Source organism: Streptomyces sp. NPDC000941, assembly GCF_053599555.1.
Map to the genome: position 1 here is coordinate 12,821 of NZ_JBSFMM010000034.1, position 14,763 is coordinate 27,583.

Genomic DNA, 14,763 nt, shown 5'->3' on the forward strand with positions numbered 1-14,763 from the left:
AAGACCATGAGAGCTTTGGCCGCCGGCCGACGCCGGGACATGGCCATCCCAGCCGCCGCGCACGGAGGCAGCATCGTCTCCCCCGCCGGTCCTCAAGCCGAGGCTCCCCGAGGACCGGCGGGGGACTCATCACAGGGTGGTCACGTACGGGTCCCAGTCGTCCGGCAAGGGCGCGGGGACCTCGCTGGTGCTCTCGACGTGCATGAACGCCCCCTCCGTGATGGACTCGTTCATGCACGTCATCACGTCGAGCACGTGGAGGGCGAGCACCCCCGTCGCGCGGTGAGGTCTGCCTTCACGGATCGCGCGTGCCATCTCCAGTACGCCGGTGCCGCGTTCGGACCGCGCCGTGGTCGTGGCGAGCGTTTCCCAGCTCTGGCTTCGACGGCGGCGGATCTTGATCTCACCGTCGAACCGGTTGGGGTCCGGCAGCGCGAGCGTAGCGTCGGTTCCGGTGATCTCCACGACCCCGGAGCGCGAGAGCGGCGAGTCGAAACTGAAGATGCTCTGCGCTGACTGGCCCGACTCGAACCGGGCGATCGCACTGATGTGCGTCATCACCTCCACATCGAACTCAGTGCCTGCCAGCGGGCCGGAACCGACGCTTCGCCTGTTCCACGCCTTGGAGCCGAGCGCGGCCACCTCGGCGACCGGTCCGAATGTCTGGATCAGCGCGGTGAGGTAGTAGGGACCCATGTCGAACAGCGGACCGGCGCCCTTCTGGTACAGGAAGGCCGGGTTGGGGTGCCAGGACTCCGGGCCGGGGCCCTGCAGCTGAGTCAGCGCGGTCAGCGGCCGGCCTATGTCCCCCTTCTCGATGATGCGCCGTGCCGTCTGCAGGCCCGGGCCGAGGACCGTGTCGGGCGCGCAGCCCACCCGCAGACCGGCCCGCTGTGCGGTGGCGAGCAGCTTCCGGCCGTCTTCCCGGCTGAGCGACAGCGGCTTCTCGCTCCACACATGCTTGCCCGCCGCGAGCACGGTCAGTGCCACCTCGACGTGCGCCGCGGGGATCGTCAGATTGACCACGATCTCCACGTCCGGATGGTTCAGCACCGCCTCGGGCCCGCCGTGTCTTTCGATGCCGAACGTGTCGGCCTTGTCCTTCGCCGCGTCCGGACTGAGATCTCCGATGGCGTGCACGATCAGGTCGGGAAAGCCCCGCATGCTCTTGAGGTAGGCGTCGGAGATGACTCCCGCGCCGATCACACCGATGCCCACCGGGCTCATACGAGGGGCTCCAGCCCGCGAAGGTAGGCGAAGCTCTTCTCGACCGGAGCGAGGACATCGCCGTCGTAGTCATCCAGCTCGACTACGCGCAGAGCGGTCGGCGCCGCGGCCAGGATGTCGTCGACCGGGATGACGCCGTCGCCGACCGCGACCTGAGCCTTGTTGTTCAACGTGGCGTCCCCGTCCTTGACGTGCAGCGCCTTGACCCGGTCGCCGAGCCGGGCGAGCAGGGCCGGCACGTCCGCGCCCCCGACGGCGGCCCAGTACGTGTCGACCTCGAGGATCACCCCGTCCGCCAGGTTGTCCGCCAGTGCCTCGAGCGCGTGCACACCGCCCACCTTCGCCTCGAGCTCGAAGTGATGATTGTGGTAGCCGACCGTGAGCCCGTGATCGGCGGCTTCGGCGGCAGCACGGTTCAGCTCGTGCGCGGTGGTCCTGATGTCGTCGGCCGACTGCCACTGCTCAGGACTGGTCATCGGGACGATGACGGTGGTCACGCCAAGGCGCTGAGCCGTGGCGAAGCCGCTGGCGCGGTCCTCCCGGAGCAACGCGATGTGCGCGGTGGGCGCCGCGAGCCCGTACGTGGGCAGTGCCTCGCCCAGGCGGTCCGCCAGCTCGGCCGTATTGAACAACTCGACCTTGCTGTAGCCGATCTCCGCGATGCGGGCCAGCGTTCCTTCGAAGTCCTCGGCGAGCTTCGAGCGAACCGTGTAGAGCTGGAGGGAAAGGTTGTCCTTCGGCATGTCTTCTCCTCGTCTACGAGTTGACGCCTCATCGCGCCCAGCACCGACACGGCTTGTCAATGGGTGAGTTCCGGTCCGTTGCGGGCCCCGGTCGCGTCACTGGTTCTGTCTCGCCCGAGGTGATACCGGCTTCGCCGAATGCGTCCACGGCCGCCCAGTAGTCCACGCCGGCGTCGGGCGTCGCACAGGTGCTTCGATCAGTCACGCGGGGGTCTGGTGGATTCCCGGACGACCAACTGCGTTGCCAGCTCCACGTGATGGGATTCGATCGCCTCCCCGCGGAGCATCCGTTGTGGGAATGCCCGAACGCACTGATCACCCCCCACCTCGCCGGCTCCCAGGGCAATGAGTGGGAGCGCCTCGCCGACACGGCCGTCGGCGAGGTGGCCCGGTGGGCCGCCGGCGACGGCTTCGCCCATCCCGTTCGATGCGAGAGGCTGGCGTTCCTCACATGACCTGTCCCGTTCCAACTGTCCAACGAAGACCGGGAGTTGAACCCCTACACCGGCTACACCCGCGCGCACTGGGAGGCCACCGCCGACGGGCTGCTCGCCGCCGCGTGGCGCTGGGCGCCCCCCGGCGGCGCCCTGCTCGACCTGCCGGGCCAGCCCTCCAAGTCCGGCGTCCGCTCGGACGGCCTGGAGGGCTACGCCCGTACGTTCCTTGCGGCCGGCTTCCGGGTCGCCGGCGCCGACGGCAAGGACCCGCACGGCTGGCTGGAGCGGTACGCAGCCGGCCTGGCGGCGGGCACCCGCACACCCGGCCGGGACGACACCGAGTCATGGCCTCTCATCCTCGACCACCATGTGCAAGGCCAGCCGATGGTCGAGTCGGCGTCGGTGGCGCTCGGCCTGTCCCCTGACCCGGCCGTGGCTGTGGGACCGGCTCGACGGTGACGTACAGGACCGGGCCGAGCGGTGGCTGCGCGGCGCACTCGCACACACCCCCGCGCCGAACAACTGGTACCTCTTCCCGTTCACCGTGGCATCTTTCCTGGAGTCGGCGGGCCGCGGTGATGCGGCGACGGCCCGGGCCAGGGAGCGAGCGCTCGACCTGATGGAGACCTGGTATCGGGGCGATGGCTGGTACTCGGACGGAGCGCGGGTCACACTCACCGGCTGGGCCACGGAGGCACTCCGCTCCGAGCTGGCCGGGCTGCACGGCTGGGGTGAGGCGGAGCAATGGCGCGCGCCCGAGGGCACGGCCTACGAGCCATGGGTGCGGATGCCCCGGCTGTCGGCGGGGGTCCAGGGGACGGCGGTGTTCGTCGCGCCGGCCTCCTTGGGGGCCGACGCCGACGCGCCCACGCTCACGGCCGCGGTAACCGAAGTGACCTGGGTGAACGGGGAGCTGCGCGTGTGCTGGGCGGACGGCCCGCAGACCGTCGTGGCCTTCGAGCCACTTCGCCTCACGATGGACACCATCCTCGTTCAGGGCAATTGAATGTCGGTGACCCACTACGCGGTTACCGGGCTCTACGGCCGCGTCGAACCCGTCGACACCTTCACGCTCCGGCCGACCCGCGGCGACGGTGAGCAGCCGCCGATAAGGGCAATGCCCGTTGGGCGTGCCCTCTGGCCTGCTGAGAGCGCGTCGGGTGGCGTAACGCGCATTGGGCGCGGTGGGTTCGCGGCCGGGAAAAGGAAATGTGCGGCCGGTCAGGATGCGGTAGAACCAGCGTATGGAAGAACAGCGTCTGCCCGGCGGCAGGACTGTGGGCGCGGTGCGGATCGGGGATGCGGTCCACCGGCCCCTGCAGCCGTGGACGCCTGGCGTGCACGCGGTGCTGCGCCACCTGGAAGCCGTGGGGTTCGACGGTGCGCCCCGAGTGTTGGGGGTGGACGACCAGCAACGCGAGGTCGTGACCCATCTTGTGGGCGAGACGGCCGGTGAGGACCTGCCCTGGCCTGCGTGGGTGTACTCGGACACCGCGTTGGAAGGCGTCGGCCGGTGGGCCCGGCGGTTGCATGACGCGACGGCGGAGTTCGTCCCACCGGAGGGCGTGCGATGGCTCGCCGGACAGACCTGGCGGCCTGGTTTGATCATTGGTCACCATGACGCGGCCCCGTGGAATGCGGTGTGGCGCGACGGCGGTTTGGCCGGGTTCTTCGACTGGGACACCGCCGGGCCTTCGTCGCGCGAGTTCGACCTGGCCTTCATGGCCTTGACCTGGGTTCCGTTGCACGCCCGCCGGTTTGCCGAGAAGACCGGATTCATGGCGTTCGAGGACCGATCCCGACGCCTGCACCTGCTGCTTGATGCCTATGGGTACGACGGCGACCGGGCGGCGTTCGGGGCCGTTGTCGCCCAGCGGGCCCGCGTCAATGCCCAAGTCATTGAGCGTATGGCCGCCGACGGCGACCCGGTCTACACCGCCCTGCTACCGGTCGCCGCTGATCTTCGCCACGCAGCCGTCGAAGTCGAAGACCTACCCGCAGGCTTCTGGCGCAGGCCGGCCGACGACTAGCGGGACTCCGTCAGGCAGCCTGGACACGCCACCGCCGCCTTGAACGCTGCCGCCTCGACCTGGCCAACCCCGCCTGAACACCCGCCCCATCCAGGCCATCACCGGCCGCTGGGGCTTCGGCGTATCAGTCCGTGTGGTGCGGCTGTGCGGGACGGCAGAGGCGGTGGTGGTCATGCGGAAGCCCCGAGGTTGAGGCCGTCCAGCACGCTGACGAGCCGCTCGCGGGCGTCGGGGGCGAGGCCGTGCAGCGGCAACGGGAGATTCGTCTCGGAGGCAAGGCCCAGGTGGGCGGCGGCACCGGACATCACGCGCAGACTGCCGTACCGGCGGGACAGCTCCCACAGCGGTTCCAGCCGCTCGGACAGGGCCGCGGCTTGCACCGCGTCTCCGCCTTGGGCGGCACGGGTGAGGACGAGCGCGGTACGGGGGAACAGCCCGCCGACGACCGAGTACCACGCCCCGCACCCGGCGGTCAGCCCGGTGGCCGCCGTCCAGTCCCCGCTCACCCCGATGGTGACGGTGTCCGGGATCAGCGCCCGCAGCGCCTGAACACGCTCCCTCGCGGCAGCCGCATCGTCAGGTACGGGCGGGATCTTGATGGCGGCGACCTGCGGCAACCCGGCGATATGAGCGTGGAGTTCATCGGTGAAGTGGACGTGGGTGGTGCCCGGGTTGTCGTACACGCACAGCGGAACGGACAGCGCCCGGGTGACGTCCTCGTACAGTCCGAAGACCTCGTCCTCGGTGAGCGGCTGATACGTCATCGGGGCCAGCAGCACCGCCGACGCGCCCGCCTTCTGGGCATCCTCGGCCAGCGCGAGGACCTGCGAGGTCCGCAGCGCGCCGATACCGACGATGACGGGGGTCTCTTCGGCGGCCTCGACGGCGATCCGCGCCGCCCGGGCGCGCTGCTCGCGGGAGAGGTAGGCGTAGCTTCCGGTGGAGCCGAGCGCACCGATCGAGTCCACCCCCGCGGAAGCGAGGCGCGCGACAAGCCGCGCGTACGCCTGCTCGTCGATGCCCGATTCGCTCATGGGGGTCAGGGGGAAAGCGCTGAGGCCGGTGAACATGACAGGAGGTTCCTTTCGCGGAGTGACATGGCCCGGTTGTTCGGCCGGGAGGCGGGCGGCGGTTGTGGTCAGGCGGCATCCGGGTGGTCGAGGACGGCGGCGAGGTCGGCGGCGAACTCGCGGGCCCGTTGTTCGGTCAGCGTGGCGGTGGTGACCCGGATGGCCTGGCGGTCGGCCTGTCCGGTGGCGAAGAGGTCGCCGGGCCTGACCAGCCAGCCGCGCCGGGCCAAGGCGTCGACGACCGGCCGGGCCTGGGTGTCCAGGTCGATCCACACGTTGAGCCCGTCGGGCCGGTAGGCGGCCGGTGTGCTGATACCGCGGGCGTTGAGCTCCTTCATCAGCCGTGCGCTGCGCTCGGCGTAGGCGGTGCGCGCCCGTTCGTGCTGCGCCCGCGCCTTCGGGTCGAGGAGGAGTTCGCGGGCGGTGTGCTGCAGCAGGTGGCTCACCCACATCGTCCCCGCGCTCAGCCGCGTCTCCAGGCGCCGGGCGGTCTCCTCGTCGGCGGCCACGAGGGCCAGGCGCAGGTCCGGGCCGAGGAACTTCGACACCGAGCGGACCAGGGCCCAGGCGGCCGACCGCGGCGGGGTGATGCGGTGGTACGGCACGGTGGAGACGGCCGAGAAGTGGTCGTCCTCGACGATCAGGACCTGCGGGTGCTCGGCCAGGATCGCGCGCAGCTCCGCGGCCCGCCCGGCGGTCAGGCTCGCACCGGTCGGATTGTGGGCGCGCGGTGTGCACACCACCGCCCGCGCGCCATTCTCCAGAGCGGCGCGCAGGGCCTCCGGGCGCATCCCGGCGTGATCGACCGCGACAGGGGCGGTGCGATAGCCGTTCAACCGCAGTGTGCCGATGGTCCCCAGGAAACACGGATCCTCGACCGCCACCGCATCCCCACGCGTCAGGTACGCGTTCAGCAGCCGCTCCGTCGCGTCCGCCGCACCGCCTGCCACCAGAACCCTGAACGGCTGGCCCGCGATGTCCTCGGCGTATCCGTCGGCCGCCCACTCGGCCAGTCCGGGATGGACCGCCGGCGCGCCGTACAGCGGCTGCCGGTACTCACCGCGCCGGGCCGCCGCGAGCATATCGGGCAGCAACTCGGGGTCGGGGTTGCCGCTGGCCAGGTCGATCAACCTGCCGCCGAACCCCGCTCCCTCGCGGGCCAGTTGGGGCATTCCGGCCACCATGGTTCCGCCACGGCCCTGCGTCGCGGCCACACCGGCAGCCACCAGCTGCCGGTACGCCGCCGCCACCGTGTTCCGGTTCACCCCCAGCTCGGCCGCCAGTGTCCGCACCGACGGGAGCAGATCCCGCGGCGCCAGCTCGCCCGACGCGATCAGATCTCGCACACTGCCCACGATCTCCGTCGCCGTCGTCCCGCCGATCGGCACGATCACCACCTCCGCCACCCAGCCCGTTATTTGTCCTATGCCAAACATAGTTTTGGCATAGGACAAACCGCAAGTCGACCTTACGCCTTCAGGTACACCTCCGTGACCTCGGCCTGCACCGTGTGCGCCGCGCTGCCGGCCGTTTCCGACCGGAAGCCGTAGCCAACCTCGGAAGCCAGGCCGTGATAGTGGCGGAAGTTGTAGATGAGCGGGCTCCATACCGCCGGATCCACGTGGTGCGTGCCGGGCACGACGATGCGCTCGTCGGCGTGGACGCGCAGCACCTCGCACTCGACGCTGAAGAACCGGCCCTCGCCGCCCGGTGTCAGCGCGACGGCACGCCCCTCCAGTTGGAGCGCACACTCGGCGACACGCGGAGGCCGCACGACCTCGGAGCGAGCCGGCGTGAGTCCGGCGGCGGAAAACTTGTCCGGCTCGTACCGGTACACCGCCCGCTTGCTCTCCGGCACCGGATCGGCGCCGGTCAGCGGCGCGAGGCGCTCCACGTGTTCCCACAGCTCCGGCGAGGCGACGCTGATCACCAGCTCCGGTCGTACGGCAAGGTTGCGCGCGGTCCGGCTCTCGCTGCCCAGGCCCAGGACGATGTTCTGCCCCAGCGCCCACACCGACGAGATCGGAGCGAGGTTGAAAGTGCCCTCCTCGTTCTCCGTGGTGAGCAGGACCACGGGCGTGCCGAAATAGAGGATGCTCGGCCGGATCACACGGTGTGTTTCAGTCGTCATGCCATGCACGCTAAGCGCGTAACGCTTCGACGGGCGCCGAAGCGACCGAGGGCGACATTGGCCCTGTGACCAGCCCCGACTCGTACACCGAGGAACCGGACCTCGCTTCCCTGGCCGCCCTCCTGGCCGACCGGACCCGCGCCGCCTTCTGCATCGCGCTCCTCGACGGCCGTTCCTGGACGGCGACGGAACCGGCCGGCCTTGCCGACGTCGCGCCCTCCACGGTGACAAGCCACCTCAATCGGCTGGTGGCCGGCGGACTGCTGGCCGAGGAGCGCAAGGGTCGGCACCGCCATGTACGTCTTGCCGATCCCGACATCGCCGAGATGATCGAAGCTCTCGCGGCTCGAGCCCCGCGACGCACCGTACCCATCCACTCGACTGACGGACGGTGGCCGCGACGCCTTGCGCACTCACCTACGCCTCCCGGACACGGCGCTGACCGGCGACTGACCACCGGCGGCGGGAGCACAGCGGGCCGGGATCGAGGTCTCAGGCGGTTGCCTGGGACTGTTGTGGGCTGAGGTGGTGTACGGCGGTCTGTTGGGCGTGCGGGGAAGGGAGGCCCTGTAGTTCGTCGGCCGCGATTTTGAGGAGGTCGCCGTCCTGGTCGACGTGGAGGGTTTCGAGGACGAAGGCGACGTGGGCGGAGTCCTCGGTGACGCGGGTGCGGTGGGCGTCGCGGTGATTCCAGTGGCGGGTCAGGACCCCGGTGGCGTCGGCGTAGATGATCTCGCCCGGTTTGGGTTTCTCGACGGTGTCGGGTTCGCCGAGCGGGGTGAAGGACTCGGTGCCGTCGGCGTGCCGGATGTCGACGTCGCCGCTGACGTGGTCGAGGTCGAAGGCGCCGGCGGGCAGGCCGTGGCGGACGGAGACGGCGTTGCAGGAGTCGACGGCCGGGTTGATGCGCGGCAGGCTGCCCTTCTTGGCGAGCCGGCGGCCGAGCGCGTCGACGCTGGGGCGGATGTTCGGGGACAGCGGATCGGGCCGTACGCCAAGGCGCTGCAGGACGGACGGCGGGGCGTCGGTGATCCACTCACCCACCGCCGGCAGGGAGGACGCACCGGCCGGAACCGCACACGCGGTCAGCGCAAGGATGACGACCACAGCGTGCCGCACGCCGCGCGGATCGCGAGAATCGGGCACCTCGGCCAGACGCTCCAGCAGGCCCGGGATCTCCTCGGGCACGGTCCCCGGATGCTCGCGGAGTTGGTCACAAGCAAGCGGGATCGGCGATGAGCGTCGGGCTGGCACGGTTCATTCGCCCGCACTGTCCTCGGGCTCCCAGCGCAGCAGGTCGCCCGGCTGGCAGTCGAGCACCTCACAGAGCGCGGCGAGCGTCGTGAAGCGCACCGCCTTGGCGCGGCCGTTCTTGAGTACTGCCAGGTTGGCAGGCGTGATCCCGACACGGTCCGCGAGGTCACCCACGGACATCTTCCGCCTGGCCAGCATCACGTCGATGTCGACGGTGATCGGCATCAGATCACCTCGTCCAACTCGGCCTGCATCTGCGCCGCTTCGACGTCGCGTGTGACGGCCTGGGCGAGCAGCATCCGCAGCACGAGCACGATGAGCGCGACCCCCAGGATGGCCACGCCAACCCCGCCCATGATGACGGTGACGCCAGGGTCGTCCCGCTGACCCGGCGCATTGATGGCCGTGACCGCGAACCACACGAGGGCAGCCGCCACGATCGCGCCGATCACGCCGTCCACGTAGCGGAAGGCGGCGTGGGAGAATACAGTTCCGCGCCGCACCATCGTCACCAGTCGCCATACGCAGACCAGGGCGACCTGGACCGACACCATGCCCAGGATCGTGATCACGCGCAGCGGGGTCAGCGGGAGCGACCCGTCCTCCGGGTCGCTCCCGCTGACCAACGCCCACACCATCCCTGCCTGCACGAACACGGTGCCGACGAGCACCACCACAAGCACAGCGCGCAGCGCACCTACGGCCAGCTTTCCCATGACTCACCCTTCCATCGAATTGCGATGGGAATCTATCGAATATCGATAGCTAAAGCAAGAGCTGGAGCGGAGGGTGGGGCAGCGGTTTCACACCGGGGCGGGAGGCCACTGCCCCCTGCCGTGGCATGGCGTGCACACGAAGGTTCTTGATCTTGTCGAAATCGGCCTCGCTTGGCGACAAATCCGACGCCATCCGACTACGCCGAAGCCTTGCCGGCGGGTGCACATTCGCCGGCGTCACACGAAACCGAACAGGGATCTCCCGAACTGCTGGACCGGCACCTGCACCACCTGCCACCAACCTCTGCCCAGCAGAACCACACCAAGGTCAAGACAGACCTAACGGAGTCCTACTGGCCGACACGCCCAGGCGAGTGCACCGGGCGCTGCTCCGCGCCCTGGAACAGGCACTCGATCAGGTAGTCGCCCGTGTCCTCGTCGATGGTCACGCCGTGGGTCTCGCTGCGGAAGCCGGGGAAGCGGCGGTCGAAGGACTCCAGGGCCGTGAGATATCGCAGCAGCGGGCCGTCGGGTGCGCCGATGGACTCGCCCGGCATCAGGACCGGGATGCCGGGAGGGGTGACCGTCACCATGGCGGCGGCCACCCGGCCCGCCGCCTCCGAGATCCGGACCCGCTCGGTGCCACCCCGCACCAGCCGCTGGTAACAGTGCTGAGGTGGCGCCACGGGCTGCGGGAGCTGCTGGAACGCCATGTCCAGAAGCTCCACCAGGCGCACCGAGCGCAGTTGCTCGTGCATCTCCTGGCACAGCTCGCACAGGGTCAGGCCCGCGTACCGGCGGGGGTGCGCGGCGACGGCCTCCGGCAGGACGCGCTCCAGTGGGGCGTCGGCGTCATAGAGGGCCTTGAAATCCGTCAGGGCGTCCAGCAGGGTGCCCCACTTGCCCTTGGTGATGCCCATGGAGAACAGGATCAGCGTGGTGTAACTGTCGGTCTTCTCCACAACGATCTTCCGGGTGGCCAGATAGGCGGTGAGCACCCGGGCCGGGATGCCCTCCTCGGCCATCTCGCCGGTGGCGCTGATCCCCGGACAGGTCAGCGTGACCTTGACGGGGTCCAGCATGCAGTGGCCCTCGGTCAGCCCGGGGAAGCCGTGCCAGTCGGCACCGGGTTCCAGCAGCCAGCAGGACTGGTCGGTGCGCAGCAACTCCGGCGGGGCTTCCTCGAACGGCAGCCGTTCGCCGGTCGCCGGGTCGGTGACCGTGTCCGGCTGCCACACCCCGAAGAACCACGGCGGCCGGTCCCCGGCGCTCTCGATCCGCCGTCGCAAGCGCACCATCTCCTGACGGAAGCGGATCGCCTCAGTCACCGCCTCGTCGATCAGCCACTCGCCCTGCGGGCCGTCCATCATCGCCGTCGCCACGTCGAGCGAGGCGATCATCGGGTAGAGGGGCGAGGTGGTGCCGTGCATCATCAGCGCCTCGTTGAACCGGTCATGCTCCACCGGTGCCCGCGGTGCGGGCCGCACGTGCACCATCGCGCTCTGCGACAGCGCCGCCAGCAGCTTGTGTGTGGACTGGGTGGCGAACACGGTCGGGCGGTCCGGGCCGGGGAAGGCCTCCTCGTCCACCGACATGCCGTAACGGCCGGCATAGAGCGGGTGGAAACGGGCGTACGCGAACCACGCCTCGTCGAAGTGCAACCGGGGCGTGCTGGCGGCGAACGCGCGAGCGGTGGGTACGGCGTTGTAACTGAGGCCGTCGTAGGTGGAGTTGGTGAACACCGCGTACTGCGGGTCCGGGGCCACCGCGCCCTCGGTGAACGGGTGCGCGGCGACCCGGGCCGCTACCGCGTCCGCGGCGATCTCCGCCGGGGGCAGCGGTCCCGCCAGGCCGTAGCCGTTGCGGGTGGGGACCAGGTAGACCGGCCGGGCGCCCGAGACGACCAGGCCGTGCAGCACGGACTTGTGGCAGTTGCGGTCCACCAGCGCGATCTCGTCGCGGGTGACGCTGAAATGGCCGACCAGGCGGTTGCACGTGGAGTCGCCGTGCAGCACGAAGTAGGTGAGGTCGGAGCCGAACACACGGGCCGCGTTGCGCTCCGCCTCGCCGATCGGGCCGGTGTGCTCGAACAGCGAGCCCAGTTCCCCGACCGAGATCGACAGGTCGCTGCGCAGCAGCCGCTCCCCGAAGTAGTCGTGGAAGGCGCGTCCCGCCGGCGACTTGAGGAAGGCGACACCGCCGGAGTGGGCCGGGGTGTGCCAGGAGTACTCGTGGGCGTCGTCGAAGCGGCGCAGTGCCCGGAAGAACGGCGGCAGCACGGATTCCCGGTAGGCGCGGGCGGCGGTGGTGATGCGGCCCGCGATGAAGCCCGGGGTGTCCTCCAGCGGCCAGACGTAGCCCACCAGCGACTCGGACACCCACAGAGGCAGGTCCCGTACGCCCTCGTCGGCCATCACCAGGAAGACCGGCAGGTCCCGGAAACGGCGGCCGATCCGGCGCAGCACGGCGCCGCCGCCCGGGGTCCCGTCGAGGGTGCTGCCCGGCCGGGCGAGTGTGCCTCCGGGCGCGGCGAGCGCGGCGCCGGGCCCGTCACCGGCGGCCCTGGGAAGGTCCCAGGCCACCAGCGCCGCAGCCAGACCAGCCTCGGTGCGCAGTACCGCGTCCGCGTCCTCCGCCGTGACCGCCCACCGGACTTCGAAGCCGCCCGCCTCGATCGCGTCCCGGATCTTCCGTAACTGCTGGGGCCCGGCACCCTCGCCCCGAGGGTGCTCCGGTACCGCGACCAGGATCCTGCTGTCGGCCATGTGCTCCCCCGCCCTCCACGGCGGCGCCTCCGGCCGCCCCCGGCCAGTGTCCTGGCGGCGCACCGGGCAGAGTGGCGACCGGGACGGCAAACCACCGCCAAGGCGGAAACCGCTGCTCCGACGTTGACTTTCGCAACAGGGGCCCCAAAGTGTTGCAGAAGTCGATCCTGGTTTGACCCGACCGCCGCCCGCTACCCGCCCCTACCGCAGAATCGTGAGGCGGGGAAAGAGGTTGGGTGGTCAGTCGTTCAGCAAGTCTCGGGCTACCTCGACGTCAGTGATCAAGATATTGATCCATCCACCCCGTGCCGCGCCGCGGATAGCGGCGACCTTGTCCATGCCGCCTGCCACTCCGATGCGGCGTTCCACCGCATGCAACCGTTCAGGCTCGATGCCGATGAGACGGTCGTTGAAGGGCGCGTCCACGGGATTGCCGTCGGCATCGAAGTACCGGGCGCAGACGTCGCCCACCGCGCCGAGCTTCTCGAGCTGCTGCTGGTCTTGGGCGGTAATGGCATTGCCCGAGCGGCGCAGCAGCGGTGAGGGGGCGAGGCTGCCGATGCCCAGGAGAGCCAGTGTGAGGCGGGACCACGCCTGCATGACCTCGGCCATCGCCGGCTCCCGTGACAGCAGGTCCCGCAACTCACTGCTGCCTACCAGGGCGGCGGACGGAGCGAACACCGGCCGAGCGCCGGTGAGTTCCGCCAGACGACTGGTCAGGCGGGTGGCATGCAGCTGTACTTCAGGGCTGCCGGAACCGCCGACGATCTGGATGACCTCGTGTGCCACGGACGACGTCTTGGCGCGCATGACCTTGACCGACTCCAACAGGGTCGCGCTCCAGGAGGAGACGCCGATGACGTCCCCTCCCTTGAGCGTCGCATCGAGGTAGGTGGCGGTTGCCGCAGCGAGCGCGGGAATGACATCGATCCCCGCGCCTTCCACTTCGACCACCACGGCGTCTCGCAGGCCGAACCGCTCCACGAGCGCGTCTTCGAGTTCGGCATGCACGCCCTCTGGGGGAACCACCACGGTGCGTACGACACCGCGGTCGACAGCTTCCTTCAACAGGCGGGAGACGCGCGGTTGGGACATGTTGAGATGCGCCGCGATCTCCGGCTGGCGTACTCCGCGCTCGTGATACATGCGGGCTACTTTCACCAGCATCCGCATGTGGTCGGAGCTGGGAGTGGACGACGCTGCCGCCACCATGCCTCCATCCTCGTTCGTCCTGGCGGCCAGGCTGATTGCCGGGCTGCGTGTCTACGCCGCGCAACACCCTATCGCCGAGGGTTTGTGCGTGCTGCTGACAAGTGGCACGCACAGTCCCGTGCTTCAGCGCTTGGCGAAGACGCCGTACTCGTCGGCGTTCTTCTTGGTGATCAGCTCGCAGTCGATGGCCTGCTTCTCGGGCTGTCCGGTCTTACCCGTCTTGACGAACTTGTCCGCCTGCTCTACGGCACGCTCGGCACCCAGGGCGGCGGGCTGGAGCGCGGTCGCTCGCATGGTGCCGGCCTTGATCTGGGTGATGGCGTCCGGGCTGCCGTCGAAGCCGACCACGGTGACACCGGTTCGCTTGGCGGACTTCAGTGCGGCCACCGCGCCCAGGGCCATGGTGTCGTTTCCGGCGATGATGCCACGGATCTTCGGGTGCCGCTGCAGGATGGTCTCCATCTTGGTGAAGGCTTCCTGCTGGTCCCAGTTGGCCGTCTGCTTGGCCACCTGCTTCAGGTCCGGGTACTGCGAGATGACGTCGGCGAAGCCCTTGGAACGCACGTCGGCGTTGGTGTCGGATTCCTTGCCGGTGAGCTCCACGTACTGGCCCTTGCCGTCCATCGCTGTGACGAACTCCTGCGCGGCGATCTGCGCTCCCTGGGCATTGTTCGACACGATCTGGGCCTTCGCGATGCCGGTCTGGTTGATCTCCCGGTCGATCAGGAAGACGGGGATGCCGGCCTTGGTGGCCTTGCGGACGGGGCCGATCGACGCGTCGGCGCCGGCGTTGTCCAGGATGATCGCCGCGGCCTTGCGGGAGATGGCGGCGTCTATCAGTTCGCTCTGCTTGTTGGGGTCGTCGTCGTGCGAGGCGACCGAGGTCTTGTAGCCGAGGCTCTCGGCCTTCTTCTTGGCGGCGTCCCCTTCCGCCTTGAAGAACGGGTTGTCCGGGGAGGGCGTGATGATGGCGACCAGGTTGCTCTTTGAACCGCTCTTGCTGGACTTCGAGCCGTCCGTCGAGTCGTCGGAGCTCCCGCACGCGGTCAGGAGGAGCAGTCCTGCTGTGATGGCTGCGGTGGTGGTGACGAGTTGGTGGCGGGTGCGGTGGAACATTCTGGTCTCCTCACAACGGCGTGCGGATATGCGAACGGACAACGGGTCAGGGATGGGCTGAA

Annotated in this window: 12 protein-coding genes and 2 pseudogenes; 3 read left to right on the forward strand and 11 right to left on the reverse strand. The window is 69.6% G+C overall.

Annotated elements, in window-relative coordinates; genetic code table 11:
- Positions 1–129 precede the first annotated feature (129 nt).
- On the reverse strand, positions 130–1,227 hold the full coding sequence (locus ACWDSL_RS13735) for a Gfo/Idh/MocA family protein (protein WP_450484934.1): 1,098 nt from the start codon (positions 1,225–1,227) through the stop codon (positions 130–132).
- The gene (locus ACWDSL_RS13740; RefSeq protein ID WP_450484935.1) at positions 1,224–1,970 is read right to left on the reverse strand and encodes a sugar phosphate isomerase/epimerase family protein; all 747 of its coding nucleotides are present in this window, start codon (positions 1,968–1,970) and stop codon (positions 1,224–1,226) included. Before ACWDSL_RS13740 ends, ACWDSL_RS13735 begins: the two co-directional genes overlap by 4 nt.
- 269 nt (positions 1,971–2,239) lie before the next feature.
- On the opposite strand from ACWDSL_RS13740, the pseudogene ACWDSL_RS13745 reads away from it, so the two are divergent.
- From ACWDSL_RS13745 to ACWDSL_RS13755, 3 genes and pseudogenes are all read left to right on the forward strand, one after another.
- Positions 2,240–2,425: pseudogene (locus tag ACWDSL_RS13745) on the forward strand (hydroxyacid dehydrogenase); the annotation flags it as partial.
- A 15-nt stretch (positions 2,426–2,440) separates the two neighbouring features.
- Positions 2,441–3,095 (forward strand): annotated as a pseudogene (locus ACWDSL_RS13750) (DUF2264 domain-containing protein); the annotation flags it as partial.
- A gap of 556 nt (positions 3,096–3,651) precedes the next feature.
- Complete coding sequence (locus ACWDSL_RS13755; RefSeq protein WP_450484937.1) at positions 3,652–4,437, forward strand: phosphotransferase; 786 nt, start codon at positions 3,652–3,654, stop codon at positions 4,435–4,437.
- Positions 4,438–4,607: 170 nt separating this feature from the next.
- On the opposite strand, the gene ACWDSL_RS13760 is transcribed toward ACWDSL_RS13755, so the two are convergent.
- The 9 genes from ACWDSL_RS13760 to ACWDSL_RS13800 all read right to left on the reverse strand — a co-directional run bounded on the left by ACWDSL_RS13760 (position 4,608) and on the right by ACWDSL_RS13800 (position 14,701).
- Positions 4,608–5,507, reverse strand: coding sequence for a dihydrodipicolinate synthase family protein (locus ACWDSL_RS13760; RefSeq protein WP_450484939.1), 900 nt, complete (start codon positions 5,505–5,507; stop codon positions 4,608–4,610).
- Positions 5,508–5,575: 68 nt separating this feature from the next.
- The gene (locus tag ACWDSL_RS13765; RefSeq protein WP_450484940.1) at positions 5,576–6,913 is read right to left on the reverse strand and encodes an aminotransferase class I/II-fold pyridoxal phosphate-dependent enzyme; all 1,338 of its coding nucleotides are present in this window, start codon (positions 6,911–6,913) and stop codon (positions 5,576–5,578) included.
- Positions 6,914–6,975: 62 nt separating this feature from the next.
- On the reverse strand, positions 6,976–7,638 hold the full coding sequence (locus ACWDSL_RS13770; RefSeq protein WP_450484942.1) for a flavin reductase family protein: 663 nt from the start codon (positions 7,636–7,638) through the stop codon (positions 6,976–6,978).
- Positions 7,639–8,130: 492 nt separating this feature from the next.
- Positions 8,131–8,826 (reverse strand): B3/B4 domain-containing protein, encoded by a 696-nt coding sequence (locus ACWDSL_RS13775; RefSeq protein ID WP_450484944.1) that lies wholly within the window; start codon positions 8,824–8,826, stop codon positions 8,131–8,133.
- 69 nt (positions 8,827–8,895) lie between these two features.
- Positions 8,896–9,117, reverse strand: a complete 222-nt coding sequence (locus tag ACWDSL_RS13780; RefSeq protein WP_450484946.1) for a helix-turn-helix domain-containing protein — start codon at positions 9,115–9,117, stop codon at positions 8,896–8,898.
- Positions 9,117–9,608 (reverse strand): DUF2975 domain-containing protein, encoded by a 492-nt coding sequence (locus tag ACWDSL_RS13785; protein ID WP_450484948.1) that lies wholly within the window; start codon positions 9,606–9,608, stop codon positions 9,117–9,119. The genes ACWDSL_RS13780 and ACWDSL_RS13785 overlap by 1 nt, the downstream gene beginning before the upstream one ends.
- A 350-nt stretch (positions 9,609–9,958) precedes the next feature.
- Positions 9,959–12,373: an Orn/Lys/Arg family decarboxylase gene (locus ACWDSL_RS13790; protein WP_450484950.1), complete on the reverse strand. Its 2,415-nt coding sequence runs from the start codon at positions 12,371–12,373 to the stop codon at positions 9,959–9,961.
- 240 nt (positions 12,374–12,613) lie between these two features.
- The gene (locus ACWDSL_RS13795) at positions 12,614–13,585 is read right to left on the reverse strand and encodes a sugar-binding transcriptional regulator (protein ID WP_450484952.1); all 972 of its coding nucleotides are present in this window, start codon (positions 13,583–13,585) and stop codon (positions 12,614–12,616) included.
- A gap of 123 nt (positions 13,586–13,708) precedes the next feature.
- Positions 13,709–14,701, reverse strand: a complete 993-nt coding sequence (locus ACWDSL_RS13800) for a substrate-binding domain-containing protein (protein WP_450484954.1) — start codon at positions 14,699–14,701, stop codon at positions 13,709–13,711.
- Positions 14,702–14,763 lie beyond the last annotated feature (62 nt).